This window comes from Citrobacter sp. MGH106, from assembly GCF_001037495.1.
GTDB classification, from domain to species: domain Bacteria; phylum Pseudomonadota; class Gammaproteobacteria; order Enterobacterales; family Enterobacteriaceae; genus Citrobacter; species Citrobacter murliniae.
Window position 1 is genome coordinate 2,021,067 of sequence record NZ_KQ089822.1, and the last position, 22,373, is coordinate 2,043,439.

Genomic DNA, 22,373 nt, shown 5'->3' on the forward strand with positions numbered 1-22,373 from the left:
GATTATTAATGAATTTTGTCTAGAGTGAGCGGTCAGAAATCTGCACTCTCTTGCCGCTGATTAAGACCGGCGCGGGACCATTTACACGACCAGAAGGACTCACTTTCAGGCATGAATCGTAGACGATTTATTAAAGGTTCAATGGCAATGGCCGCCGTGTGCGGAACCAGTGGTATTGCATCACTCTTCTCCCGCGCCGCTTATGCGGCAGAAACTGACATTGCAGACGGAAAAACCGTACGTTTCGATTTTTCCGTTCTGCAGTCGATGGCTCATGATTTAGCGCAAAAACCGTGGGGTGGCGCACCGCGTGCATTACCTGACACGCTGGCTAAACTGACGCCTCAGGCTTACAACAGCATTCAGTATGACGCAGAGCAGTCTCTGTGGAATAACGTTGAAAATCGTCAGCTCGACGCGCAGTTCTTCCATGTAGGAATGGGCTTCCGTCGCCGTGTACGCATGTTCTCGGTCGATGGCAGTACACATATGGCGCGTGAAATTCACTTCCGCCCTGAGCTGTTCAAATATAATGATGCGGGTGTCGATACTAAACAGCTGGAAGGGCAAACTGACCTTGGCTTCGCGGGCTTCCGCGTGTTTAAAGCACCAGAACTGGCCCGTCGTGACGTGGTCTCTTTCCTGGGCGCCAGCTATTTCCGCGCTGTGGATGACACCTATCAGTACGGTTTGTCGGCGCGCGGTCTGGCGGTCGATACTTATACCGACACCAAAGAAGAGTTTCCTGACTTCACCGCTTTCTGGTTCGAAACGGTTAAACCGGGAGCAACCTCATTTACCGTTTATGCTCTGCTTGATAGCCCAAGCGTGACCGGTGCGTTTAAGTTCGTGATCCACTGTGAGAAGACACAGGTGATCATGGATGTGCAGAATCACATCTATGCCCGTAAAGACATCAAGCAACTCGGTATTGCGCCGATGACCAGTATGTTTAGCTGCGGCAATAATGAACGTCGGATGTGCGACACCATTCACCCACAAATTCATGACTCCGATCGTCTGGCGATGTGGCGGGGCAATGGCGAGTGGATCTGCCGTCCACTGAATAACCCGCAAAAGTTGCAGTTCAATGCCTACACCGATAACAACCCGAGAGGGTTCGGGCTGCTGCAACTTGATCGTGATTTTTCACACTATCAGGACATCATGGGTTGGTACAATAAGCGCCCGAGCCTGTGGGTAGAACCGCGCAACCAGTGGGGTAAGGGCACCATTGGACTCATGGAGATCCCGACCACGGGTGAAACGCTGGATAACGTTGTCTGTTTCTGGCAGCCGGATAAATCGATCAAAGCTGGTGACGATCTGGAGTTCAAATATCGTCTTTACTGGAGTGCTCAACCACCTGTGCGCTCACCGCTGGCGCGCGTACTGGCTACCCGCACCGGTATGGGTGGATTCCCGGAAGGATGGGCGCCGGGCGAACATTACCCGGAAAAATGGGCGCGTCGTTTTGCCATTGATTTCGTTGGTGGAGATCTGAAAGCCGCTGCACCGAAGGGGATTGAACCGGTCATTACGCTCTCCAGTGGAGAAGCAAAACAAATTGAGATCCTCTACGTTGAGCCAATTGATGGCTATCGCATTCAGTTTGACTGGTATCCGACATCTGACTCAACCGACCCGGTAGACATGCGTATGTTCCTGCGTTGTCAGGGGGATGCTATCAGCGAAACCTGGCTGTATCAGTATTTCCCGCCTGCTGCGGATAAACGTCAGTACGTTGACGACCGCGAAATGCGCTAATTGCGTGCCCAGTGGCTCTCCTGATGGGGAGCCATATCTGTCATCTCTCCCAAAACCGTCTGTTCACTATTTACTCGATCCTGTTCTCATTTTTCCCTGGTTTAACCAGGTAAGCTGAGGATGTGTATTTGTTGTACACGTTCTTGACCACTAACAGGGAGAAAGTATGTTTCCAGAATACAGAGACCTTATTTCCCGACTGAAAACCGAGAACCCTCGCTTTCTGTCTTTATTCGAAAAACACAACAGCCTTGATCATGAAATTTCCAGACTGGAAGGTTCGGATGGTCGGGGATACAGTTTGGATATTGTTCGCCTGAAGAAACAGAAACTCCACTTGAAGGAAGACCTGCTCAAAATTTTGCAAAAAGAGAGTGTCAGTGAGGGCTAAATAGAGCTGCTCCGCTGTGTAAAAGGGCTTTCCGCAAGAATGGGAAGCCCTTCCTGTTTGTGGGGCTTAGTCGACAAGTACGCGTTTGTTTGTCGCACCCCAGAGAATCGACATTTCAGTGAACAGCGCGCCGCTAATTTCTTCAACTTCCTCAGCGCTAACCTGCGCATTCCCTTGTTTGCCAAACAACACCACTTCATCACCTGAAGCAACCTGTGGCAGATCGGTCACATCGACAATCAGCGTATTCATCGAGGTTTTGCCCAACACAGGTACCCTCTGGCCGCGGATCAGAACATGTCCTGCGTTACTGAACACGCGACGGTAACCATCTGCATAACCCGCCGGGATATTGGCGAGCACGGAATTGCGTTTGAGGGTATACGTTCGGTCATACCCAACGGTATTTCCTTTCGGGTAATGGTTGACTGAAGCAATTGCAGATTTAAAGGTCATCACACGTTTATATTCAGTGCTGGCGATGGTATCGCCATAAAAAATTCCGCCGACACGCACCATATCCAACCACGACTCGGGAACAGTCAGCGTGGCGAAGGTATTAGCGACATGCAACGTAACTTCTTCGCGCTTAAGCCCGGTGATTTTGAGGACCTGTGCGGATTGTGAGTTGAAACGGGCCAGATCGCGTTTAACCACCGCAGCATCTTCTTCCGGGAAATGCGACATGAGCCCAACAATTTTCAGGCCCGGTAAGGCTGAAATTGCGCGAGCCTCTTCCAGTCCCGCCGCCGTACTGACTTCCAGACCATTGCGTGACATACCGCCAGAGTTCAGTGCCAGATGAATACGGATGGTTTTTCCTTTCTCCCGGGCAATGGCACTCAGGCGCTTAGCCATATCCAGGTTGCCTATCAACTCTTCGGTATCAAAATCTGCCGCCTGCCGCATCTCTTTTTCTGTTGCGTTTCGAACGCGCATGAGCTGCGATTTAAATCCTGACTGGCGGACGATGCTGATTTCCTCATTGCTCGCGACGCCTATACATTGAACACCATTTTGCATCATTATTGGGGTCACTAACGAGAGGTCATGCCCGTAAGCATCTCCTTTCAGGATGGCGCACATGCGGGTTTTATCACCCAGCAGTTGCTGAACTTTGCGAACGTTATATTCCAGCGCGCTACGAGAAATTTCCAGAGTGGTATTATCCACGACCAGTTGCTTACTTACCGCATAGGGAACGGGGCTCGCCTGTGTATCAGTGGCGGGCTGGTGACAGGCGGTAATCAGTAACAGCGGGATCAGTGCTAAACGGCCCAAAGGTGCTGCCATGCTTGCTCCTTAGCAAAATAGTAGAGGTGTTGTTGTCATCATTACGGCTCCCCCTCGGCGGGGAGATGCCCGAAGAAATAGAGTAGCGGGTTATGCGCGGTATATTGTCTCTAAGTGATTGCTGTAACAGCATAAAAAAGTGTTATTCACGGTGGTAATCAGATTAATATCAGCTGGTGTCAGTCAGAAATGCCCCTTTAACGATCGCAAAGGAGATAAACATGTCGGAAATTATTAGCGTCAGTGAAACGCTGGAACTGCGTGCAGTAGAAGAACAACATGTTACGCCATTACATCAACTGGTGGTTAAAAATAAGGCATGGCTCCAGCAGTCGCTGAACTGGCCGCAGTTTGTTGGTTCTGAGGAGGACACGCGTAAGAACGTGCAGGGGAACATGATGTTACATCAACGCGGCTACGCCAAAATGTTCCTTATTTTTGAGCATGAAGATGTGGTGGGCGTTATCTCGTTTAATCAGGTAGAACCGCTGAACAAAGCCGCTTATATCGGTTACTGGCTGGATGAAGCTCATCAGGGGCAGGGTATTATGTCCCGGGCGTTACAGGCCTTTATTCATCACTATGCACAACGCGGAGAGATCCGACGTTTTACCATTAAATGCCGGGTAAATAACCCCGAGAGCAATCGGGTGGCGCAACGTAACGGCTTCTCGCTGGAAGGTTGTATGAAACAGGCCGAGTTTCTTAATGGTGTGTACCATGATGTTAATCTCTATGCCCGAATCATCGACAACGCCTCAGAGTAAGCCAGCCAGGGGCGTGCGCGTAATACGCTGTTCGCCGTTGATAACCTTAGGCCCGCGCAGATGAATAGCATCACCATCAAACGCCTCGACGTGGGCCTGCCCGTTAATTTCAACGCGATGTTCAATGAGCACTTCTCCCTGGATGCGGACATGACCCTCAATAAGTATGTTGTCATCGAGCAGGATCGGGCCACCGCGTAGTTCGGCATGTCCGCCGACCAGCACGTGGTGTTTCAGAACGCAGTTACCCTCAACCAATGCGTGCTCTGCCACTTGTGAGCTGTAGCGCAACGTCGGAATAGCATCTTCATCAACTCCGGCTAGTATGCGGGCGTGTCCGTACACTTTCGCACAATCGCAAATCCAGACATTATTTTCCTCATTGCCTTTTATAAGCGCAAATTCAAACACTTCAGCACGGTGTTCAATAAACGCGTAGCTGACACTGGCTTCGCCATAGATCTGCGCCTGATGTACAACACGAGAATTGCTGAGGGTAGCGCGGTCGTAGATTTGCAGTATCTGGTCGCTTTCACGGGTTAATCCTTTGGCCGCGATAATTTCACAGTGACACTCAATGCATGCATCGCCGGACAGCAGACACTCTCCCTGAACGAGAGAATCTTTAACTGTGACGTTGTCACGTATTTGTGCGCCGTGGCTTATCTCAGCGCGATCGATCCAGACTTCATCACCAATCTGTACGCCATCTCTGATAATGCTTTCCTGCGTAATACGGGCATTTCCTGAGATCGCCGCACCGGAGAACGCCAGCGCATTTTCATCGTAAATCCAGCAATTGCCGCTCTGTGCCAGTACGTTTTCATCGTCAATCCAGCCGCCTCGCGTCCCGGCTTTAACGTCATTAAAGTCAATAAGGGCGATAATCTGGCGTAGCAATACACTTTTTTTGTTGCCATTATCCTGATAACTGAAGGAGCGTGGCTCATCACTTAGGCAGTATTTGGTCATAGCCTCATTTCCATGTTGCGCACTTTAGTTAAACGTAGCAAAGTTTTCCACGCTGGCTAAACCGCCAGAAATTCCATAAAATGCATTTCAAATATACTTTAAAAAATAAACAAAATGAGTAACAACAAAGAGAGTGATCGGATCCTCAATCTTCCGGCCGGTTATTTTGGGATGGTACTGGGCATCATAGGTATGGGGTTTGCGTGGCGATATGCCAGCCAGATATGGTCGGTCGGCCACTGGGTCGGCGATGGTCTGGTGATCCTCGCGATGATTATTTGGGGTCTGTTGACGCTGGCATTTCTTACCCGCCTGGTGCGATTCCCGCACAGTGTGCTGGCAGAAATTCGCCATCCGGTGATGAGCAGCTTTGTCAGTCTTTTCCCTGCCACAACGATGCTGGTCGCAATTGGCTTTGTCCCCTGGTATCGTCCATTAGCCGTGGGATTGTTCAGTATCGGCGTGGTGATTCAGTTATTGTACGCAGCCTGGCAAACGGCAGGGCTTTGGAGAGGTTCGCATCCAGAGGAAGCAACAACGCCGGGGTTATATTTGCCGACCGTGGCCAATAACTTTATCAGCGCCATGGCCTGCGGTGCGTTGGGTTTCAACGATGCCGGATTGGTATTTTTGGGGGCAGGCGTCTTCTCATGGTTAAGCCTTGAACCTGTTATCCTGCAACGTCTACGTAGTTCAGGCGAACTACCTGCTGTATTACGCACTTCACTGGGTATTCAACTGGCGCCTGCACTGGTCGCCTGTAGCGCCTGGCTCAGCGTCAATGGCGGTGAAGGCGATACGCTGGCCAAAATGTTATTTGGCTATGGCCTGCTGCAGCTTCTTTTCATGTTACGCCTGATGCCGTGGTATTTGTCCCAGCCATTTAATGCCTCTTTCTGGAGTTTCTCGTTCGGCGTGTCAGCGCTGGCGACGACGGGGCTGCATTTAGGGCACAGCAGTGAGTCTGGTTTTTTTCATACTCTGGCGATCCCTCTGTTTATTTTTACCAATTTTATCATTGCACTATTACTGGTACGTACGTTTGTATTGCTGATGCAGGGAAAACTGCTCATCCGCACGGAGCGTGCTGCATTACTGAAATCTGAGGATAAATAATGACCCTTTGCGACGAAAACTACTTTACGGAAAAATATGATTTAACCCGCACGCATTCCGATGTTGTCGAAGCGGCAAAAATTGTTGCGCCAGGCAAAACGTTAGATCTGGGCTGCGGCAATGGTCGCAACAGCCTCTACCTAGCGGCAAACGGCTACGACGTTACCGCATGGGATAAAAATCCCATGAGCATTGCTAATCTGGAGCGCATCAAGGCTGCTGAAGGGTTGAACAATCTGCAAGCGAAGGTTGTGGATCTTAATGCGCTGAGCTTTGACGGCGAATACGACTTTATTCTTTCTACCGTTGTGATGATGTTCCTGGAAGCGAAAACAATCCCAGGGCTTATCGAAAATATGCAGCGTTGTACTAAACCTGGCGGATATAACCTGATCGTCGCAGCAATGGACACTGATGATTTCCCTTGCACCGTCGGTTTCCCGTTTGCGTTTAAAGAAGGTGAATTACGCCGTTATTACAATGGTTGGGATCTGCTGAAATATAACGAAGATGTGGGTGAACTTCACCGCACAGATGAAAACGGCAATCGCATTAAACTGCGCTTTGCGACAATGCTGGCGCGTAAGACGGCCTGACCCTCCTGGTAAGATAACTCTCTCTGCGGGCAGCATTTTTTTATCGTGCTGACCGCAGAAATAAAAATGTGTGACGCTTACCATTTTTAGTACATCCAAAATGAATCCGTTTTGCTATCCTTTTTTATGCATCATTGCGAAAACTAAAGGGATCGTTTCATGCGTACTCAAACTTTATTTAAAGTTGCAGTGCTTACCGGTTTGTTGGCGTTATCTGGCTGTGCGTCAAAAGTGACGCAGCCGGATAAATACTCTGGGTTTTTAAAAGATTATTCTGGCCTGAAGGAAACTAAATCAGCAACCGGACAACCGGTGCTCCGTTGGGTTGACCCAAACTTCAATGAATCCAAATACGACAATATCGTTTATAACCCGATAACGTATTATCCGATTCCTAAGCCCACCACACAGGTAGGTCAGCAGGTTCTTGATAAGTTGCTGACCTATACCAACACTCAAATGAAGACCGCTATTGCTAAACGTAAACCTCTGGTTACGACCCCAGGTCCGCGTAGCCTGATTTTCCGTGGGGCGATCACAGGTGTAGCAACCAGTAAAGAAGGGCTGCAATTCTATGAAGTGGTCCCGGTTGCGCTGGTCGTAGCAGGTACTCAAATGGTAACAGGGCACCGCACAATGGATACTCACCTCTATTTCGAGGGTGAGTTGATCGATGCGGCGACCAATAAACCAGTGATTAGAGTTGTACGTCAGGGTGAAGGTAAAGACCTGAACAACGAAAGCACGCCGATGGCGTTCGAAACGTTGAAAAAAGTTGTTGATGACATGGCGACAGACGCCTCAATGTTTGACGTGAACAGCAACAAAAAATAATGATGAACGCACCATCTGCAACAAGCAGATGGTGCCTTTTTCTATGCCGTACGGCGACGGTAAAATAACTTACCAACCAGAGCCTCAGGTCGTGCAAACATCACCAGATTCCCCAGTAAAATCAGCACTAACCCGGCAATCGCATTGAGCTGCCAGACATACCCCTCATACAATGTAGACAGCGTGAGCGCCACCAATGGGAAAAGCAATGTGCTGTATGCTGCCTTACTGGGACCAATGCGTCCGACCAGCGTGAAATAGGCGCCGAAGGCAATCACTGAACCAAAAATCGCCAGATACAACAGTGCGCTGAGATAGCTGAAAGTCCACTGCGGCGTGAAGTTATCGCCACGCACCACAGCAATCGCCGCAATCAATAATGTGCCATACAGCATTGCCCAACTGTTGGTGGTCAGGATCTCGAGCCCTTTTTTCTGATGGCGCATGCTGATCATATTGCCCAGTGAGAAACCAAAGGTCCCCAGAGCACTTAAGCCAATTCCCAACAACAGTGAATGATTAAACCCGCTGTTGACCAAATCTTGCCAGAACAGCGTGACGATACCCGTTAACCCCAGAGCGGCTGCAATATAGAAGCGTACCGGCGGTTTTTGACCAAAAAATACGAAGCTATTTATCGCATTGAACAGCACTGCCATGGAGAAAATAACCGATTCCAGCCCTGTATTGATCCAGGCAGCAGCGGTGTAAAAACACCAGAAGTTGAAGCAAAAAACGCATCCTCCCTGCAACAGACAAAACAGATGATCGCGACCGGAAAGCTTGCGTAGTCTGCCACTCATCAGCAGGAGCAATATCATCACTACGCTGGCGACGGCAAAACGCCAGAAGATGGAGACGGGCGCAGGAACCGGACCTTGCTGCAGGTAAATTGCAATCCATGTGGTTCCCCATATCACCACGACCAGACAGTACAACAGTGCGTTCATACGACTCCCTCTCTCTTTTTTTTATTCAGAAATACACTGTGTCATGACATCAGTCAGGGGGCTTTCATCTGTTTGCGCGGGACTTGCATAATCTTGCGCTTTTTTTGCCGCAAGCGTGAAAAGGAGGCTGTTAACGACATATAGCTGAGATAGACTGAAAAGCCTGCTAACTTCTTTTGAATGTGATGGTATGTCTCAGCCCTACGATGCCTTTGAAAACTTACGCAAACATAATGCCGTGTTGCATGAATCGGTTGCGTTACATTCAGGGATCCAACTGGCGGCCTGGTCGAACAAACGCGACACCATCACACAATATTGCGATCACCATACGCTCAGTTTGTATGTCGCCGATGGCTACGAGAGCTATCACAAGACGGCGGGGGGCTGGAAGAACGGTGGCGGCCCGGACCGTTTCTGTCTGATGCCGAAAGAGAGCGAGTCGAGTTGGGACATCCGTGATGCCCTGTCGTTTGTTCATCTCTACTGTACGGACGCACATTTACGTGAAGTGGGTGAGAAAGTCTGGGACAAAAGTCCATATAGTTTCACACTGGATGAGCATACATTTGGTAGCGACCCCGGGATCACCGCAGTTTACCGCCAGTTTTTGCTCGGAAATGACTGGCAGCAACCCGCCAATCATCTCACGCTCAGCGCTGCATCCTCGCTTTTATTAACGCACCTGATCCAGCATTACAGCAATGTACAATGGCGGGCACCGGCGGTCACGGGAGGTCTTGCTCCCGTCACATTGCGAAACGTACTGACCTATATTGAGGCACATCTTGCTTACCCGATAACCCTGAGCGATCTGGCAGGCGAAGCGGCGTTAAGTGATTTTCACTTTGCCAGAATGTTTCGTCAGTCAATGAACATGGCACCGCACCAGTACGTTATGCAGCGTCGAATGACGCTGGCGCAACAACTGGTCTGCTATTCTTCACGCAGTTTGTCGGATATTGCGATGGCCTGTGGATTCAGTTCGGCAAGCCATTTCAGTAACCGGTTTAAACAGGTTACGGGTAAGACGCCATCGCAGTTACGCGCGGCGCGCTAATCTCAGCACCGCATAGCACAACCCACCGGCAACTAATCCCCAGAATGCAGAGCCAATCCCCAATAGCGTTAACCCACTGGCGGTAACCAGAAAAGTGATGATGGCGGCATCCCGTTCCGTTTCATTATGTAATGCCTGGTACAGACTGCCGCTAATGGTCCCCAACAGCGCCAGACCAGCCAACATCTGGATCCAGCTAACGGGCAGGGCTGTCATTAACCCACTGACTGAACCGCCAAATATCCCCGCCAGCAAATAGAATACGCCAGCAGCGGCAGCGGCTAACCAGCGTCGCTGTGCGTCAGGGTGTGCTTCGGGACTTTGGCAAATCGCAGCGGTGATGGCGGCTATACAAATGGAATAGACACCAAAAGGGGAAAACAACAGTGCCAGCAGGCCGGTGAAAACAATCAGCGGTGAAACAGGCAATGAGTAGCCGGAAGCCTTCATGGTGGCGATACCAGGAGCATTTTGCGATGCCATCGTCACCAGAAATAGCGGTATCGCAACGCTGATGCTGTAGGCAAAGGAAAAATGAGGAGCAATAAACTCAGGTACTACCGGCGACAGGCTTACACTATTTGTGACAATGTCACCTTTAATCAGAGCAATGACGATACCCACCAGCATCGCGGCGATAACCGCATAACGTGGGGCCAGGACTTTTAAGACCAGCCACGCCAGCAGCATACTGCCGCACAGAACCCACTCACTATTGAGACTGGCGAATGCCTGCAATCCAAAACGTAGCAGGATCCCGGCCAGCATAGCCGACGCCAGAGAGTGTGGGATAATTTTCATCAGACGGGCGAACAGCCCGGTTACGCCGCACAGCACAATTAGCGCATTAGCGACAATAAAAACGCCGATCGCGTCCTGAATTGTTAAGCCTTGCAGACCGGTGACCAGCAGTGCCGCGCCTGGTGTTGACCAGGCAGTCAATACCGGAGCGCGATACCATAGTGTCAGTACCAGCGTGCTAACGCCCATCGCGAGCCCAAGGGCAGTCATCCAGCCCGCGATTTGCGCGCTTGTCGCACCCGCAGACATTGCCGCTTGCCAGATAATAGCCGCCGAGCTGGCGTAGCCGACCAGAACGGCAACGAAACCGGATAAGACGGTGGGTAAAGGTATTGAAAGCGCGCGCATAAAGACTCCGTGTGCGTTATAACGGTCAGTCACTGTATCACTGTGCGTTATAGCGTACAAGTGGTAAGCTATTGTTTTGCAGAAGGGGATTAAGGGAGGAATAAATGGACAATTTAACTCAATATCTGGCCACTACGCTCAGAACATTGCGCCACCAGCGAGAATGGAGCCTTTCTCGCCTGGCCGAGGAGACAGGCGTTTCAAAGGCAATGCTGGGGCAGATTGAACGTAATGAATCCAGCCCCACGGTGGCGACATTGTGGAAAATCGCGACTGGGCTGAACGTCCCATTTTCAACCTTTATTTCACCGCCAGAATCCGACGGCACGACCACATTCGATCCCGAACAACAGGCAATGGTGGTGACACCGCTTTTCCCGTGGGATCCACAACTTTGCTTTGACCATTTTTCGATCCTATTGGCTCCGGGGGCGCTGAGTGAATCTACCCCACATGAGACTGGCGTCATTGAGCATGTCGTAGTGATTAATGGCCTGCTCGATATGTACATTGAGGGGGCATGGCGAACATTAAAAGCCGGTGAGGGGGTGCGTTTTGCCGGAGATACTGCGCACAGTTATCGTAACAGCAGTGAACAGACGGTTCACTTTCATTCACTCATCCATTACCCGCGCAGTTAATCGGGAAAACTATTCCGAAACGTTGCGCTTCTGACTACAATAGCCGCCATTTTGCCGCTATTGGATGGTAACAACTGTATGCGTCAGCAACCTCATCGCCTTGAACTGTTAAGCCCGGCCCGTGATACCGCGATTGCGCGCGAAGCCATTTTACACGGCGCAGATGCCGTATACATTGGCGGTCCCGGTTTTGGGGCGCGTCATAATGCCAGCAACAGCCTGAAAGATATCGCTGATCTGGTGCCTTTTGCCCATCGTTATGGGGCGAAAATTTTTGTGACGCTGAATACGATCCTGCATGATGATGAGCTGGAACCCGCGCAGCGGTTAATTACCGATCTGTATCAAACCGGCGTTGACGCGTTAATTGTTCAGGATATGGGGATACTGGAACTGGATATTCCCCCTATTGAACTGCATGCCAGTACCCAGTGCGATATCCGTAGTGTAGAGAAGGCGAAATTTCTCTCTGACGTCGGATTCACCCAGATTGTACTGGCGCGGGAATTAAGCCTTGAACAAATTAGCGCTATTCATCAGTCCACAGACGCTACCATTGAGTTTTTTATTCACGGTGCGTTGTGCGTGGCGTATTCCGGTCAGTGCTATATCTCCCATGCCCAGACTGGCCGCAGTGCTAACCGTGGGGATTGCTCTCAGGCCTGTCGCTTGCCATATACCCTGAAAGACGATCAGGGCCGCGTGGTGTCATATGAAAAACATCTGTTGTCGATGAAAGATAACGATCAAACCGCCAATCTCGGCGCGTTGATTGATGCGGGTGTGCGGTCCTTCAAAATTGAAGGTCGCTACAAAGATATGAGCTATGTGAAAAACATTACAGCACATTATCGGCAGATGCTGGATGCGATAATCGAAGAGCGGGGCGATCTGGCCCGGGCTTCTGCGGGGCGAACTGAGCATTTCTTTACTCCCTCCACGGAAAAAACTTTCCACCGTGGCAGCACCGATTATTTTGTTAACGCCCGGAAAGGGGATATCGGTGCTTTCGACTCACCGAAATTTATAGGTCTGCCCGTCGGAGAAGTGCTGAAAGTTGCGAAAGACCATCTTGATGTTGAGGTGACGGAACCGCTGGCGAACGGCGATGGCCTGAACGTGTTAATTAAACGTGATGTGGTAGGGTTTCGGGCTAATACGGTGGAAAAAACGGGACACAACCGTTATCGGGTCTGGCCGAATGACATGCCTGCCGATCTGCACAAAGTTCGCCCGCACCATCCGCTGAACCGCAATCTCGATCATAACTGGCAACAAGCGTTAACCAAGACGTCCAGCGAACGCCGGGTGGCGGTAGATATTGAGCTGGGCGGCTGGCAGGAGCAGTTGATCCTGACGCTCACCAGTGAAGAGGGCGTGAGTATTACCCATACGTTGGACGGCCTGTTTGAAGAAGCTAACAATGCGGAAAAAGCGTTGAGTAATTTGCAGGATGGCCTGGCAAAACTGGGGCAAACGCTCTATTACGCCCGCGATATTCAGGTCAATTTGCCGGGGGCGCTGTTCGTACCGAACGGGCAACTCAATCAGTTCCGGCGTGAAGCTGTAGATATGCTGGATGCCGCTCGTCTGGCCAGTTATCAGCGTGGCTGCCGTAAACCTGTTTCCGAACCGGCACCGGTGTATCCACAAACGCATCTGAGTTTTCTGGCGAACGTTTATAACCATAAAGCGCGTGAGTTTTATCACCGTTATGGTGTCCAGTTGATTGATGCCGCTTATGAGGCACATGAAGAAAAAGGTGACGTCCCGGTAATGATCACCAAGCACTGCCTGCGTTTTGCCTTCAATCTGTGCCCGAAACAGGCAAAAGGAAATATCAAAAGCTGGAAAGCGACCCCAATGCAACTGGTCAATGGTGATGAAGTGCTGACGCTAAAATTTGATTGCCGACCGTGCGAAATGCACGTTATCGGCAAGATTAAGCATCACATTCTGAAAATGCCGTTGCCGGGTAGCGTTGTAGCTTCTGTCAGCCCGGAAGATCTGATGAAAACGCTGCCAAAACGTAAAGGCTAAGCATTAACTTAAATGTGTATCGGGCTTGCGTGATTTTAGCCAGTGATGATGCTCACGTAGATCGGCGGCGGACTCTTCCGCCGTCACACGTAATTCATCGCTGTCGGCTGAGTGGCGTAATAAATGATCGGCATCCTGTACCTGAAGATATTCATGTCCCTGATTAGAAGCGAAAAGCTGGCCGGAGAAAAGCGCGCTGGCCAGCAATAACACCGTTAACACTTTCTTAAACATCATGCAGCCTCTGGTACGTAATAAACAGAAATGGCGATAATTTCGCCTGGTGACTATTTCAATATTTATTCGGACCAAAGGCAACATCTGTTTCGCAAACTCGGCAATTATTACTGAGTTGTTTAATAATCGTTTGAATTTTGAGTTTCCGGGAAGTGCGAGCACAACCCGGCTTGAATCACAGTGTCCTAGGACTTAAAACCTGCCGCCGTCATCAACAGACGGAAGAACATGCCAACGCCAGCGAGCGCCAGCACACTTCCCCCCCAGAGGATCACCAGCCACATCAGGCGTTTCCAGATCGATTGCTGCATCAATGATACCCCTCACCATGTTGAACTTTGCCGCGAAAAACGTAATAGCTCCAGAAGGTGTAAACGAGGATTATAGGGATAATCAGCAGTGCACCAACTAACATGAAGCCCTGACTCTGCGCTGGTGCCGCAGCCTGCCAGAGGGTAATTGACGGTGGAATAATATGCGGCCAGATACTGATCCCCAACCCGCTGAAACCCAGAAAAATCAAGCCGAGTGTCAGCACAAAAGGCACTGCATGGCAGCTTTGCTGGCCCAATGCGCGCCAGATCCACAGACTGATAAGCGCAACCAGTACCGGTACTGGCATCAGGAACCACAGATTCGGCAGGCTAAACCAGCGCTCGTAAATGGCGCTGTGTGCCAGTGGTGTCCAGAGGCTGATAATGGCAATCACGACCAGCAGTGTGAGCAGCAGTTTTTTTGCCACGTTGCGCATTTTATCCTGCAACGGGTTTTCGCTTTTCATAACCAACCATGTTGCTCCGAGCAGAGCATATGCGACAACCAGCCCGACTCCGCAAAACAGCGTGAAAGGTGTCAGCCAGTCGAATGCTCCACCGCTGTAGCTGCGTCCGGTGACTGAAAAACCGTTGAGAACAGCACCAACAACAACGCCCTGGGTGAAGGTCGCGAGGATTGAACCGCACAGAAAGGCTTTATCCCAGAATGGTCGGTGAGCCGGTGTAGCCTTGAAACGGAATTCAAAGGCGACGCCACGAAAAATCAACCCTATGAGCATCAGCGTTAACGGAATGGTCAGCGCATCGACAATCACGGCATAGGCCAGTGGAAAAGCGCCGAACAAGCCTGCGCCACCGAGTACCAGCCAGGTTTCATTCCCGTCCCATACCGGTGCCACGCTGTTGACCATCACGTCCCGCTCGTCAGCATCCTGAATGGCGGGGAATAAAATGCCGATCCCGAGATCAAAACCGTCCATCACGATATACATCAGCGTGGCGAACACGATGATAACAAACCAAATAACTGATAAATCAATACCCATTAGCGGAGCACCTCAGGTTGCGAATTGAGGACCGCAGCTGAAAGCGGCCGTGCAGGAGTGCCTGATGGCGGGATGGTCGGCGGATCTTCCTGAGGCCCTTTGCGGATCAGGCGGATCATATAGCTGTAACCCACGCCGAAGACCGAGCTGTAAACCACAAAGAAGGCCAGCAAACTGATGCTCATATGCAGATCGCCATGCGCGGAAACCGCATCCGCTGTACGTTGTAGCCCATAAACTACCCACGGCTGACGTCCCACTTCGGTGGTGACCCAACCTGCAAGAATAGCAATCAGACCTGAAGGTCCCATCCACAGCGCGAATCTCAGGAAGGGACGCGAAATGTATAAACGCTGTCTGTAGCGTAGCCAGAGCGCGAATGCGCCCAGCAGGATCATCAGCATGCCTAAGCCTGCCATAATACGAAACGACCAGAACACCATGGTGGAGTTAGGGCGATCTTCTTTCGGAAACTCTTTTAACGCCGGAACCTGTTTGTCCAGACTATGCGTAAGGATCAGGCTTCCCAGTGCCGGGATAGCCAACCCGTAACGGGTACGTTCCTGCTCCATGTCAGGCCAGCCGAACAGCAGCAGTGGAGTCGGTTCGCCTGGCGGGTTTTCCCAGTGTCCTTCAATGGCTGCAATTTTCGCGGGCTGATGCTTAAGGGTATTCAGTCCGTGCATGTCACCAATCAGCGCCTGGAGTGGGGCGACGATCAATGTCATCCACAGCGCCATGGAGAACATGGCCCGAATAGCCGGGGTGTTATTACCGCGTAATAAATGCCAGGCAGCTGACGCGGCGACAAACAGGGCGCTGCTGAGGAATGCTGCGACGGACATATGTAGCAGTCGATAAGGGAATGAAGGATTGAAAATGACGGCAAACCAGTCCACTGGCACTACCTGTCCATTGACAATTTCGTAGCCCTGCGGCGTTTGCATCCAGCTGTTTGATGCCAGGATCCAGAAGGTAGAGATAATGGTCCCCAGCGCGACCATACAGGTGGCAAAGAAGTGCAGGCCGGGTCCCACTCTGTTCCAGCCAAACAGCATGACACCAAGGAAACCCGCTTCCAGGAAGAATGCGGTTAACACTTCGTAGGTCAGTAATGGCCCGGTGATACTGCCAGCGAACTCAGAAAAGCCGCTCCAGTTGGTACCAAACTGGTAAGCCATGACCAGACCCGATACGACACCCATGCCAAAGTTAACGGCAAATATTTTAGACCAGAAATGATACAGCGACCGCCAGGTCGGATTTTTCGTCTTCAGCCAAAGACCTTCGAGTACCGCCAGATAGCTGGCAAGTCCGATAGTTATAGCCGGAAAGATAATGTGAAAGGACACCGTAAACGCGAACTGGATCCTCGCCAGGTGAAACGCGTCAAGACCGAACATGCTTAACTCCGCAGGCAAAATTGATTTAGCGCAATTCTAAGCCTGGGGAACAGCGGGGGGCAGAAACAGAACTGTTCTTTTTAACCATAACAGTTATAAAAAATAAGTTGATTATGTAAACTGATATACATCGTGGTTATCACCGACACCGGATATCAGGACGAAAAATGAAAAAGTATCAGCGGCTGGCGGAACAAATTCGCGATCAAATTGCGTCTGGCGTATGGCAGCCAGGCGATCGCCTGCCATCCTTGCGTGAGCAGGTGGTAAGCAGCGGAATGAGTTTTATGACCGTCGGACACGCTTACCAGCTACTGGAAAGCCAGGGACGGATCATTGCCCGACCGCAGTCGGGTTACTATGTTGCTGCACGTCCCGAGCGTGAGGTTTCAATACCGCAAGTGCAGGTCATGCGTGATGAAGCCGTGGATATCAATACCTATATTTTTGATATGTTGCAGGCTAGTAGGGATGCATCTGTTATGCCATTTGCTTCCGCATTCCCCGATCCCCGCTTATTTCCCTTGCAGCAGCTTAACCGTTCGCTGGCGCAGGTAAGCAAAACAGCCACAGCCATGAGCGTTATCGAAAACCTGCCACCGGGTAATGCTGAACTGCGTCACGCTATCGCACGGCGTTATGCTCAGCAGGGGATCACTATTTCGCCCGATGAGATTGTGATTACCGCAGGTGCGCTTGAAGCCCTCAACCTGAGTTTGCAGGCGGTGACTGAACCGGGTGATTGGGTTATCGTCGAAAACCCCTGTTTTTACGGTGCATTGCAGGCCCTGGAACGACTGCGTCTGAAGGCGCTTTCTGTGGCCACTGATGTAAAGGAAGGCATCGACCTTGTTGCACTGGAACTGGCATTACAGGAGTATCCGGTAAAAGCCTGCTGGTTGATGACCAACAGTCAAAACCCGCTTGGCTTTACGCTCAGCGCACAGAAAAAAGCCAGTCTGATTGCATTGCTGGAAAAATATAACGTCATGCTGATTGAAGATGACGTTTATAGCGAGCTTTACTTTGGCCGTGAAAAACCGTTGCCCGCAAAGGCCTGGGATCACGGCGACAGAGTGCTGCATTGTTCTTCGTTTTCGAAATGCCTGGTGCCAGGATTTCGTGTTGGCTGGGTTGCCGCAGGAAAACATGCCCGCCGCATTCAGCGACTCCAGTTGATGAGTACCTTATCAACCAGTTCTCCAATGCAGCTTGCACTGGTGGATTACCTGTCCACGCGGCGTTATGACGCGCATCTGCGTCGGTTACGCCGTCAACTGGCAGAACGCAAACAGCAGGCCTGGCAAACGCTGCTTCGTCATCTTCCGGCGGAAGTCAAAATTCACCATAACGACAGCGGCTATTTTCTGTGGCTGGAACTGCCCGAGCCACTCGATGCGGGGGAACTCAGTACTCAGGCGCTGGCCCACCATATTAGTATTGCGCCAGGTAAAATGTTCTCAACATCGGGGACCTGGACACGTTTCTTTCGCTTCAATACCGCATGGAACTGGGGAGAGCGCGAGGAGCAGGCAGTGAAATTGCTCGGGAAATTAATTCGCGAGATGATGAAATAATACCGAACGCGCTATTCAATATAAAAGAATAGTGCGTTCTTATTTTCGAAATAACGAATGCCTGGCCATAAAGTTATTTATATCGAGTGCCACCATACAAAATATCAATAGTTGTTGGTATTACCCCCTGCGCATCTAACTCCTTGTCTATACTCCAGAAGATTTAGTCATCCTGCCAGAGCCCACGACGTAATGAGCGTTAGCTCACAACCTGATTAAATTTCCTTGCGCCAGCAGGAACGCTTACGACACCCCGACTATTTTTAGGAAAGGACATATATTTACGGCAAGGCTGCCGCTCAATATTTTTCGACAGGAGTAAGATGTTATGAGCAAGCAATTTGCCCTCAGTAGTCTGTGTGCCCTCAGTATGACGCTGATGACAGCCCATGCAGCCGAACCCCCCACATCATTAGATAAACCGGAAGGCCGCCTGGATATTATTGCCTGGCCGGGTTATATCGAACGTGGACAAACCGATAAACAATATGACTGGGTCTCACAGTTTGAGAAGGACACCGGTTGTGCGGTCAATGTGAAAACAGCAGCCACTTCAGACGAAATGGTCAGCCTGATGGCAAAAGGCGGTTATGACCTGGTAACGGCTTCAGGTGATGCTTCACTGCGTTTGATTATGGGGAAACGCGTTCAACCTATTAACACAGCGCTTATCCCTAACTGGAAAACTATCGATCCGCGCGTCGTAAAAGGTGAGTGGTTTAACGTTGGTGGGAAAGTCTATGGCACGCCATATCAGTGGGGGCCAAACCTGCTGATGTACAACACCAAAACCTTCCCGACACCGCCGGATAGCTGGAACGTGGTGTTTGTGGAACAAAACCTTCCTGACGGGAAAAGCAATAAAGGGCGCGTACAGGCTTACGACGGTCCAATTTATATTGCAGATGCCGCGCTGTTCGTTAAAGCCACTCAGCCACAACTGGGCATCAGCGACCCGTATCAACTCACTGAAAAACAGTATCAGGCGGTCATTAAGGTTCTGAGCGATCAGCATGCATTGATCCACCGCTACTGGCATGACACCACCGTGCAAATGAGTGATTTCAAAAACGAAGGTGTCGTGGCTTCCAGCGCCTGGCCGTATCAGGCTAACGCCCTGAAAGGTGAAGGCCAGCCGATCGCGACCGTATTTCCAAAAGAGGGCGTTACCGGCTGGGCTGACACCACTATGCTGCACAGCGAAGCGAAACACCCGGTTTGTGCGTACAAATGGATGAACTGGTCATTAACGCCGAAAGTACAGGGCGATGTTGCCGCCTGGTTTGGTTCTCTGCCTGTTGTGCCGGAAGGATGTAAAGCCAGCCCACTTCTGGGTGAAAAAGGCTGTGAAACCAATGGGTATAGCTTTTTCGACAAAATCGCTTTCTGGAAAACGCCCATCGCAGAAGGTGGGAAATTTGTACCGTACAGTCGCTGGACGCAGGATTACATAGCCATTATGGGCGGTCGCTAATTCCGCTGGGGGTTTTATGACGTACGCAGTGGAATTTGACAATGTCTCACGACTTTACGGGGATGTTCGTGCAGTCGATGGGGTCAGTATTGCGATTAATGATGGTGAATTTTTTTCTATGCTGGGGCCATCCGGCTCCGGCAAAACCACCTGTCTGCGTCTGATAGCTGGCTTCGAACAGCTCTCTGGCGGCGCAATTAAAATTTTTGGTAAACAGGCCAGCGATTTGCCGCCCTGGGAACGGGATGTCAATACCGTTTTCCAGGACTATGCGTTGTTCCCGCACATGTCGATCCTCGACAACGTGGCCTACGGGCTGATGGTCAAAGGTATTGATAAAAAACAGCGCCATGCTCAGGCCCGTGAGGCGCTGGAAAAGGTGGCGCTCGGCTTCGTTTATGAACGTAAACCGTCACAGCTTTCCGGTGGGCAGCGTCAGCGTGTGGCCATCGCCCGTGCGCTGGTTAATGAACCGCGCGTTCTGCTACTGGATGAGCCGCTCGGCGCGCTGGATCTCAAGTTGCGTGAACAGATGCAACTGGAACTGAAAAAACTACAGCAGTCTCTTGGTATTACCTTCATTTTTGTCACGCACGATCAGGGAGAAGCGCTGTCGATGTCCGATCGTGTAGCGGTGTTTAATAACGGTCGTATTGAGCAGGTGGATTCGCCGCGTGAACTCTATATGCGCCCACGCACACCTTTTGTGGCGAGTTTCGTGGGGACATCAAATGTCTTCGATGCGGCGATGTCGGCGAATGTTTGTGGGCTGCAGGGCATGTATTCACTGCGCCCGGAACACATTCGGTTAAACGATTCCGGCGGCGAGGTTCAGGCTCGGGGGATTATCCAGGCGGTGCAGTATCAGGGGGCAGCGACACGGTTTGAGCTAAAACTCGCTGGCGGTGAAAAATTACTGGTCAGTCAGGCAAACCTGACAGGGGAAACGCTGCCAGCAACGCTGTCACCGGGCCAACAGGTGATGGCATCGTGGTCGCGTGACGTGATGGTACCGCTGGTTGAGGAGAGGTGAATGGCTATGAATGTCTTACATTCACCTGTGCAGTCGACAAACCTGAGCAAGATAACGGGTTTTTTCTGGCGTAATCCGGGCTTTGGGTTGTTTTTGCTGCTGCTCGGACCGTTGATGTGGTTCGGAATCGTCTACTTTGGCTCATTACTGACGCTATTGTGGCAGGGTTTTTATACCTTCGACGATTTTACCATGTCAGTTACGCCAGATTTGACGCTGGCCAATCTACAGGCGCTGTTTAATCCGGCAAATTACGACATCATTTTGCGAACGCTGACGATGGCAGTAGCTGTCACTATTGCCAGCGCTATTCTGGCGTTTCCGATGGCGTGGTATATGGCGCGTTACACCAGCGGCAAGATGAAGGCCTTTTTTTACATCGCGGTGATGCTGCCAATGTGGGCCAGTTATATCGTCAAAGCCTATGCGTGGACGCTGCTGCTGGCAAAAGATGGTGTGGCGCAGTGGTTTTTAACTCATCTTGGGCTGGAGCCAGTGCTGACGGCTTTTCTGACGTTGCCAGCTATCGGGGGTAACACACTGTCGACGTCGGGATTAGGGCGTTTTCTGGTTTTTGTCTATATCTGGCTTCCGTTTATGATTTTGCCGGTACAGGCTGCGCTGGAGCGGTTACCGCCATCGTTACTTCAGGCTTCGGCTGATCTGGGGGCTCGTCCGCGCCAAACCTTCCGTTATGTGGTGCTTCCGCTGGCGATTCCGGGTATTGCGGCCGGCTCGATCTTTACCTTCTCGCTGACGCTGGGGGACTTTATTGTTCCTCAACTGGTGGGACCACCGGGGTACTTCATCGGCAACATGGTCTATTCGCAACAAGGGGCTATCGGCAATATGCCAATGGCGGCGGCATTCACCCTGGTGCCGATTGTCTTAATTGCACTGTATCTGGCGTTCGTGAAGCGTCTGGGAGCTTTTGATGCACTCTGAACGCGCACCTTTTTTACTCAAACTGGCTGCATGGGGAGGCGTGATTTTTCTGCACTTTCCCATCCTCATTATTGCCACCTATGCTTTTAATACCGAGGAGGCTGCTTTTAGTTTTCCACCCCAGGGGTTAACGCTTCGTTGGTTTAGCGTTGCGGCGCAGCGCAGCGACATCCTTGAATCAGTGACGTTGTCACTTAAAATTGCTGCGCTGTCGACAGCTATTGCCCTGATCCTGGGAACGTTAGCAGCGGCTGCACTGTGGCGCAGGGACTTTTTTGGCAAGAGCGCAATATCGCTGTTGTTGCTTTTGCCGATTGCATTGCCGGGCATTATTACTGGCCTGGCGCTGCTGAGTGCGTTTAAAACCATCAATCTGGAACCGGGGTTCCTGACGATCGTTGTGGGACATGCGACGTTTTGTGTGGTGGTGGTTTTTAACAACGTCGTGGCGCGCTTTCGCCGCACTTCATGGAGTCTGGTTGAAGCATCGATGGATCTGGGTGCCAACGGCTGGCAGACCTTCCGCTATGTCGTATTGCCGAATTTAGCGTCGGCACTGTTGGCGGGTGGCATGCTGGCGTTTGCTTTGTCGTTTGATGAAATCATCGTGACAACGTTCACCGCCGGACATGAAAGAACGCTTCCTTTATGGCTGCTTAATCAATTGGGACGTCCACGCGATGTTCCTGTCACCAACGTTGTGGCATTGCTGGTCATGCTGGTTACAACACTGCCAATTTTAGGGGCCTGGTGGCTAACGCGTGAAGGCGAAACTCTCGCCGGAAACGGTAAATAAACGACAATATG

22 protein-coding genes are annotated in these 22,373 nt (G+C 51.0%); 14 read left to right on the plus strand and 8 right to left on the minus strand.

The features are described 5' to 3' along the window. Positions 1-111 precede the first annotated feature (111 nt). Positions 112-1,767, plus strand: coding sequence for a glucan biosynthesis protein D (locus SK36_RS09655; RefSeq protein ID WP_075261773.1), 1,656 nt, complete (start codon positions 112-114; stop codon positions 1,765-1,767). Between the two features lie 166 nt (positions 1,768-1,933). Continuing rightward, positions 1,934-2,158 carry an HP1242/YdcH family protein gene (locus SK36_RS09660; RefSeq protein WP_045443368.1) on the plus strand — a complete coding sequence of 75 codons (225 nt, stop codon included), beginning with the start codon at positions 1,934-1,936 and terminating at the stop codon, positions 2,156-2,158. Between the two features lie 66 nt (positions 2,159-2,224). Here SK36_RS09660 and alr read toward each other — a convergent pair whose 3' ends face one another. Then, positions 2,225-3,451 (minus strand): alanine racemase, encoded by a 1,227-nt coding sequence (gene alr / locus SK36_RS09665; protein WP_048221405.1) that lies wholly within the window; start codon positions 3,449-3,451, stop codon positions 2,225-2,227. A gap of 221 nt (positions 3,452-3,672) precedes the next feature. Between alr and rimL the strand changes: the two genes are divergently transcribed. Further along, positions 3,673-4,218, plus strand: coding sequence for a 50S ribosomal protein L7/L12-serine acetyltransferase (gene rimL, locus SK36_RS09670; protein WP_048221406.1), 546 nt, complete (start codon positions 3,673-3,675; stop codon positions 4,216-4,218). Here rimL and ydcK read toward each other — a convergent pair. Then, positions 4,210-5,190 (minus strand): YdcK family protein, encoded by a 981-nt coding sequence (gene ydcK / locus SK36_RS09675; RefSeq protein ID WP_048221407.1) that lies wholly within the window; start codon positions 5,188-5,190, stop codon positions 4,210-4,212. The two genes, rimL and ydcK, sit on opposite strands and share 9 nt — an antisense overlap. A 114-nt stretch (positions 5,191-5,304) precedes the next feature. On the opposite strand from ydcK, the gene tehA reads away from it, so the two are divergent. From tehA to SK36_RS09690, 3 genes are all read left to right on the plus strand, one after another. Beyond that, positions 5,305-6,306: a dicarboxylate transporter/tellurite-resistance protein TehA gene (tehA, locus tag SK36_RS09680; protein ID WP_045443348.1), complete on the plus strand. Its 1,002-nt coding sequence runs from the start codon at positions 5,305-5,307 to the stop codon at positions 6,304-6,306. Then, the gene (gene tehB / locus SK36_RS09685) at positions 6,306-6,902 is read left to right on the plus strand and encodes a tellurite resistance methyltransferase TehB (RefSeq protein ID WP_045443345.1); all 597 of its coding nucleotides are present in this window, start codon (positions 6,306-6,308) and stop codon (positions 6,900-6,902) included. Before tehA ends, tehB begins: the two co-directional genes overlap by 1 nt. A 159-nt stretch (positions 6,903-7,061) precedes the next feature. Then, positions 7,062-7,736: a DUF3313 domain-containing protein gene (locus tag SK36_RS09690; protein ID WP_045443332.1), complete on the plus strand. Its 675-nt coding sequence runs from the start codon at positions 7,062-7,064 to the stop codon at positions 7,734-7,736. Between the two features lie 41 nt (positions 7,737-7,777). On the opposite strand, the gene SK36_RS09695 is transcribed toward SK36_RS09690, so the two are convergent. Continuing rightward, positions 7,778-8,686: a DMT family transporter gene (locus tag SK36_RS09695; protein ID WP_045443329.1), complete on the minus strand. Its 909-nt coding sequence runs from the start codon at positions 8,684-8,686 to the stop codon at positions 7,778-7,780. Positions 8,687-8,876: 190 nt separating this feature from the next. On the opposite strand from SK36_RS09695, the gene SK36_RS09700 reads away from it, so the two are divergent. Continuing rightward, complete coding sequence (locus tag SK36_RS09700; RefSeq protein ID WP_048221408.1) at positions 8,877-9,746, plus strand: helix-turn-helix domain-containing protein; 870 nt, start codon at positions 8,877-8,879, stop codon at positions 9,744-9,746. Here the strand turns inward: SK36_RS09700 and SK36_RS09705 are convergent. Beyond that, on the minus strand, positions 9,729-10,895 hold the full coding sequence (locus SK36_RS09705) for a benzoate/H(+) symporter BenE family transporter (RefSeq protein ID WP_045443324.1): 1,167 nt from the start codon (positions 10,893-10,895) through the stop codon (positions 9,729-9,731). The genes SK36_RS09700 and SK36_RS09705 overlap by 18 nt on opposite strands. A gap of 104 nt (positions 10,896-10,999) precedes the next feature. Between SK36_RS09705 and SK36_RS09710 the strand changes: the two genes are divergently transcribed. Beyond that, entirely contained in the window at positions 11,000-11,536 is a 537-nt protein-coding gene (locus tag SK36_RS09710) for a helix-turn-helix domain-containing protein (RefSeq protein ID WP_045443321.1), read from the plus strand. Between the two features lie 78 nt (positions 11,537-11,614). Beyond that, entirely contained in the window at positions 11,615-13,576 is a 1,962-nt protein-coding gene (rlhA, locus tag SK36_RS09715) for a 23S rRNA 5-hydroxycytidine C2501 synthase (RefSeq protein ID WP_048221409.1), read from the plus strand. A 3-nt stretch (positions 13,577-13,579) separates the two neighbouring features. Here rlhA and SK36_RS09720 read toward each other — a convergent pair whose 3' ends face one another. From SK36_RS09720 to SK36_RS09730, 4 genes are all read right to left on the minus strand, one after another. Then, positions 13,580-13,810 (minus strand): DUF2554 family protein, encoded by a 231-nt coding sequence (locus SK36_RS09720; protein ID WP_048221410.1) that lies wholly within the window; start codon positions 13,808-13,810, stop codon positions 13,580-13,582. A gap of 188 nt (positions 13,811-13,998) precedes the next feature. Then, a complete protein-coding gene (locus SK36_RS23590; RefSeq protein ID WP_071828945.1) occupies positions 13,999-14,124 on the minus strand; it encodes a DUF2474 domain-containing protein in 126 nt (41 codons plus the stop codon). Beyond that, the gene (cydB, locus tag SK36_RS09725; RefSeq protein WP_048221411.1) at positions 14,124-15,134 is read right to left on the minus strand and encodes a cytochrome d ubiquinol oxidase subunit II; all 1,011 of its coding nucleotides are present in this window, start codon (positions 15,132-15,134) and stop codon (positions 14,124-14,126) included. The genes SK36_RS23590 and cydB overlap by 1 nt, the downstream gene beginning before the upstream one ends. Continuing rightward, positions 15,134-16,537, minus strand: a complete 1,404-nt coding sequence (locus tag SK36_RS09730; protein WP_048221412.1) for a cytochrome ubiquinol oxidase subunit I — start codon at positions 16,535-16,537, stop codon at positions 15,134-15,136. Before SK36_RS09730 ends, cydB begins: the two co-directional genes overlap by 1 nt. Positions 16,538-16,704: 167 nt before the next feature. Between SK36_RS09730 and SK36_RS09735 the strand changes: the two genes are divergently transcribed. The 5 genes from SK36_RS09735 (at position 16,705) to SK36_RS09755 (ending at position 22,362) form a co-directional block, all read left to right on the plus strand. Then, complete coding sequence (locus SK36_RS09735; RefSeq protein WP_045443122.1) at positions 16,705-18,114, plus strand: aminotransferase-like domain-containing protein; 1,410 nt, start codon at positions 16,705-16,707, stop codon at positions 18,112-18,114. Positions 18,115-18,442: 328 nt separating this feature from the next. After that, positions 18,443-19,588 carry a putative ABC transporter substrate-binding protein YdcS gene (gene ydcS, locus SK36_RS09740; protein ID WP_045443119.1) on the plus strand — a complete coding sequence of 382 codons (1,146 nt, stop codon included), beginning with the start codon at positions 18,443-18,445 and terminating at the stop codon, positions 19,586-19,588. Between the two features lie 16 nt (positions 19,589-19,604). Continuing rightward, positions 19,605-20,621: an ABC transporter ATP-binding protein gene (locus tag SK36_RS09745; protein ID WP_045443116.1), complete on the plus strand. Its 1,017-nt coding sequence runs from the start codon at positions 19,605-19,607 to the stop codon at positions 20,619-20,621. Then, positions 20,622-21,566, plus strand: coding sequence for an ABC transporter permease (locus SK36_RS09750; RefSeq protein WP_048221413.1), 945 nt, complete (start codon positions 20,622-20,624; stop codon positions 21,564-21,566). Further along, positions 21,556-22,362, plus strand: coding sequence for an ABC transporter permease (locus SK36_RS09755; RefSeq protein WP_045443109.1), 807 nt, complete (start codon positions 21,556-21,558; stop codon positions 22,360-22,362). Before SK36_RS09750 ends, SK36_RS09755 begins: the two co-directional genes overlap by 11 nt. Positions 22,363-22,373: the final 11 nt, after the last annotated feature.

What these genes read in the sequence shown, in the direction of transcription:
- SK36_RS09655 (WP_075261773.1), top strand. Translation starts at nt 112, where the DNA reads ATGAATCGTAGACGATTTATTAAAGGTTCAATGGCAATGGCCGCCGTG.
- SK36_RS09755 (WP_045443109.1), top strand. Translation starts at nt 21,556, where the DNA reads ATGCACTCTGAACGCGCACCTTTTTTACTCAAACTGGCTGCATGGGGA.
- rimL (WP_048221406.1), top strand. Translation starts at nt 3,673, where the DNA reads ATGTCGGAAATTATTAGCGTCAGTGAAACGCTGGAACTGCGTGCAGTA.
- tehA (WP_045443348.1), top strand. Translation starts at nt 5,305, where the DNA reads ATGAGTAACAACAAAGAGAGTGATCGGATCCTCAATCTTCCGGCCGGT.
- SK36_RS09700 (WP_048221408.1), top strand. Translation starts at nt 8,877, where the DNA reads ATGTCTCAGCCCTACGATGCCTTTGAAAACTTACGCAAACATAATGCC.
- cydB (WP_048221411.1), bottom strand. Translation starts at nt 15,134, where the DNA reads ATGGGTATTGATTTATCAGTTATTTGGTTTGTTATCATCGTGTTCGCC.
- SK36_RS09705 (WP_045443324.1), bottom strand. Translation starts at nt 10,895, where the DNA reads ATGCGCGCGCTTTCAATACCTTTACCCACCGTCTTATCCGGTTTCGTT.
- tehB (WP_045443345.1), top strand. Translation starts at nt 6,306, where the DNA reads ATGACCCTTTGCGACGAAAACTACTTTACGGAAAAATATGATTTAACC.
- SK36_RS09745 (WP_045443116.1), top strand. Translation starts at nt 19,605, where the DNA reads ATGACGTACGCAGTGGAATTTGACAATGTCTCACGACTTTACGGGGAT.
- SK36_RS09720 (WP_048221410.1), bottom strand. Translation starts at nt 13,810, where the DNA reads ATGTTTAAGAAAGTGTTAACGGTGTTATTGCTGGCCAGCGCGCTTTTC.
- SK36_RS23590 (WP_071828945.1), bottom strand. Translation starts at nt 14,124, where the DNA reads ATGCAGCAATCGATCTGGAAACGCCTGATGTGGCTGGTGATCCTCTGG.
- SK36_RS09695 (WP_045443329.1), bottom strand. Translation starts at nt 8,686, where the DNA reads ATGAACGCACTGTTGTACTGTCTGGTCGTGGTGATATGGGGAACCACA.
- SK36_RS09735 (WP_045443122.1), top strand. Translation starts at nt 16,705, where the DNA reads ATGAAAAAGTATCAGCGGCTGGCGGAACAAATTCGCGATCAAATTGCG.
- alr (WP_048221405.1), bottom strand. Translation starts at nt 3,451, where the DNA reads ATGGCAGCACCTTTGGGCCGTTTAGCACTGATCCCGCTGTTACTGATT.
- SK36_RS09730 (WP_048221412.1), bottom strand. Translation starts at nt 16,537, where the DNA reads ATGTTCGGTCTTGACGCGTTTCACCTGGCGAGGATCCAGTTCGCGTTT.
- ydcK (WP_048221407.1), bottom strand. Translation starts at nt 5,190, where the DNA reads ATGACCAAATACTGCCTAAGTGATGAGCCACGCTCCTTCAGTTATCAG.
- ydcS (WP_045443119.1), top strand. Translation starts at nt 18,443, where the DNA reads ATGAGCAAGCAATTTGCCCTCAGTAGTCTGTGTGCCCTCAGTATGACG.
- SK36_RS09690 (WP_045443332.1), top strand. Translation starts at nt 7,062, where the DNA reads ATGCGTACTCAAACTTTATTTAAAGTTGCAGTGCTTACCGGTTTGTTG.
- SK36_RS09660 (WP_045443368.1), top strand. Translation starts at nt 1,934, where the DNA reads ATGTTTCCAGAATACAGAGACCTTATTTCCCGACTGAAAACCGAGAAC.
- SK36_RS09710 (WP_045443321.1), top strand. Translation starts at nt 11,000, where the DNA reads ATGGACAATTTAACTCAATATCTGGCCACTACGCTCAGAACATTGCGC.
- rlhA (WP_048221409.1), top strand. Translation starts at nt 11,615, where the DNA reads ATGCGTCAGCAACCTCATCGCCTTGAACTGTTAAGCCCGGCCCGTGAT.
- SK36_RS09750 (WP_048221413.1), top strand. Translation starts at nt 20,622, where the DNA reads ATGGCTATGAATGTCTTACATTCACCTGTGCAGTCGACAAACCTGAGC.